Source organism: Lysinibacillus telephonicus (assembly GCF_003966145.1).
In the GTDB taxonomy this organism is placed as follows: domain Bacteria; phylum Bacillota; class Bacilli; order Bacillales_A; family Planococcaceae; genus Ureibacillus; species Ureibacillus telephonicus.
In genome coordinates this window covers 1-2,457 of the sequence record NZ_RXNR01000134.1, presented here as the reverse complement: position 1 = coordinate 2,457, position 2,457 = coordinate 1, and the positions used below count along the sequence as shown (strand labels likewise).

Annotated in this window: 2 protein-coding genes; both read left to right on the top strand. The window is 35.3% G+C overall.

Going from position 1 to position 2,457, the window contains the following annotated elements; all coding sequences use genetic code 11:
- The first annotated feature begins 109 nt into the window (after positions 1–109).
- Positions 110–1,654: an IS21 family transposase gene (gene istA, locus EKG35_RS20455; RefSeq protein ID WP_221766347.1), complete on the top strand. Its 1,545-nt coding sequence runs from the start codon at positions 110–112 to the stop codon at positions 1,652–1,654.
- Positions 1,654–2,406 carry an IS21-like element helper ATPase IstB gene (istB, locus tag EKG35_RS20450; RefSeq protein ID WP_126296391.1) on the top strand — a complete coding sequence of 251 codons (753 nt, stop codon included), beginning with the start codon at positions 1,654–1,656 and terminating at the stop codon, positions 2,404–2,406. Before istA ends, istB begins: the two co-directional genes overlap by 1 nt.
- Positions 2,407–2,457: the final 51 nt, after the last annotated feature.

The window sequence follows — 2,457 nt, the reverse complement described above, 5'->3', positions numbered from 1 at the left end:
TGTATTTGATAAGCTAAAACTGAGCCACCATCGCAGTTGAAAAGTGAGCCACTTTTATATGAAAATAATCCTAACTTCATAGAGTTAGGAGCGTATAGAGGTGATTTCATTGGAAAAGAAACAGAGAGTGCTAATTGCCTTTCATCAAGATGATAAAAGTCAGCGTCAAATTGCGAAGGAGCTTGGTATTTCTCGGAATACTGTAAAAAAATATATTGAAGAGGATCTTGAAAAAAGAAAGCAAGATATTCGAGAACTACCTATTACAGATAACTATGTAACGCCTCCGTCGTATAAGAAACGAAAAGGCAATAAAAGAGCATTAACACCTACGGTGATGAAACGTATCCGAAAAATGTTAAAAGATAATGAGTATAAACGGCAACATCAGATGCACAAGCAACAACTAAAAATGATTGATATTCATGAAAAGTTATTAGATGAAGGTTTTGAAATTAGTTATACCACTGTTAGAAATTTTGTAAATAGTGAGGAGAAACGTCAAAAAGAAGTGTTTATTCGTCAAAAGGCAACTGCTGGTCATGAGATTGAATTTGACTGGGGTGAAGTAAAATTAATCATTGATCAAACATTACGTTCTCTTTCAATGGCGGTCTTTACCCTACCATATAGTAATGAAAGAATTGCATATTTATATGAATCCGAAACAATGGTGTGCGTACAAGATGCTCATGTAAAATGTATTGACTATTTAGGCTTTGTACCAGAAGTTTTTACCTACGATAATATGCGGACAGTTGTAAAGAACTTTATTGGGACTGAACGTGAGATTACCGATGGTATGAAAAATCTATCGATGCATTATCATTTTAAAATACGACTATGTGAACCGAGAAAAGGAAATCAGAAGGGGCATGTAGAGCGAAGTGTAGAATACATCCGCCGGAAAGCATTTGCCCATCGAGATACGTTTACAAGTCTAGAAGAAGCTCAGGCTTATCTAACAGAAATTATCATGAAATTAAACTCTCGTAAGCATTATAAGAAAAACCAAACGCACCATGAATTAATGCTAGAAGAGCGTATAGCTAGGCAAGTAAGCGCAGAAATTATTCCATTTGATGCCTCTGAGTTGTATGAATTTAGAGTGGACAAATATAGCACGATTACTTATAGACAAAATCGTTATTCTGTTCCAGAAGGACATGTTGGAGAATGGGTGAAAGTAAAAGCGAGTGCGGAAAAAATTCTTATTTTTAGTGAAAATGCCTGTATCGCGACACATAAGCGAAGTTGGCAGATCCATCAATGGATTATGGATATTTATCATTACTTACGTACATTTGAAAAGAAAAAAGGTGCATTGGCTCAAAGTGAATGTTTGAGTCAAGCACCAACAAAAATAAAAAAATTATACAAAGATTATTATATTGGAAATGAGCGAGATTTTCTAGAGTTACTTATTTATCTAAAAGAACATAACAATCTAGAAAAAGTCTTAGCAGCGATTGAACAACTCGAAAAGAACCCTATGGTTCAAATAACAACAGAAAAAATTATTTTCATAGCTAGTCAAGGCGAATACATCCATAAAACTGTACATTCCAAAAATGAGGTCACCACCCAATCTCTCGAAAATCTTTCAGCCATAACGGCGTTATTTGAAACGAAAAAGACAGGGGTGCTTCACTAATGGATAAAAGACAAGAAATGATTGAGATGTGCAAGGAACTTCGATTACCAAGCATTCGGGGATTTATTCAAGAAGATGATATGTGGAAACAATATCAGACAGCAGAAGATTTCTTATATCACGCACTAGTGCAAGAAATGGAAGATCGAGAAGTGCGAGCAAAAGCGAATCGCATTCGATCTGCAAATTTCCCTGAAAAGAAACTATTAACTGAATTAGAGTTTGAGAGATTACCGCAAAATGCGGCCTCTCGCCTCCCACATTTAAGGAAATTGGACTTTATTCAAGAAAAACAAAACGTCTTATTAATTGGCTCACCTGGAACAGGTAAAACCCATATAGCAATAGGTTTAGGAATTGAAGCTTGTTTGGCAGGATATAAAGTATTTTTTACAACGGTATCATCTCTAGTAAACCAATTAAAAGAGAGCCGTTCTGAAAGAACGTTACGTTCATTTGAACTGAAGTTTGAAAAATATGATTTAGTAATCATTGATGAATTAGGTTATATCTCCTTTGATAAAGAAGGAGCCGAGTTATTATTTACTCATCTTTCCCTTCGGGCAGGACGAGCATCCACCATCGTTACGAGTAATTTATCATTTGATCGATGGGAAGAAATATTTCATGATCCAGTTTTAACAGCAGCTTTAACGGACCGACTAACACATCGAGCATATATGGTAGACATGGTAGGACCATCTTATCGAATATTAGACACAAAGGAATGGTTGGAAAATAGTCAGGTTTAAGTGGCTCAGTTTTTAATTAATAAATGGCTCAATTTTTACTTGCGAAATACA

Coding starts and splice junctions, on each gene's coding strand:
- istB (WP_126296391.1), top strand. CDS start 1,654: ATGGATAAAAGACAAGAAATGATTGAGATGTGCAAGGAACTTCGATTA.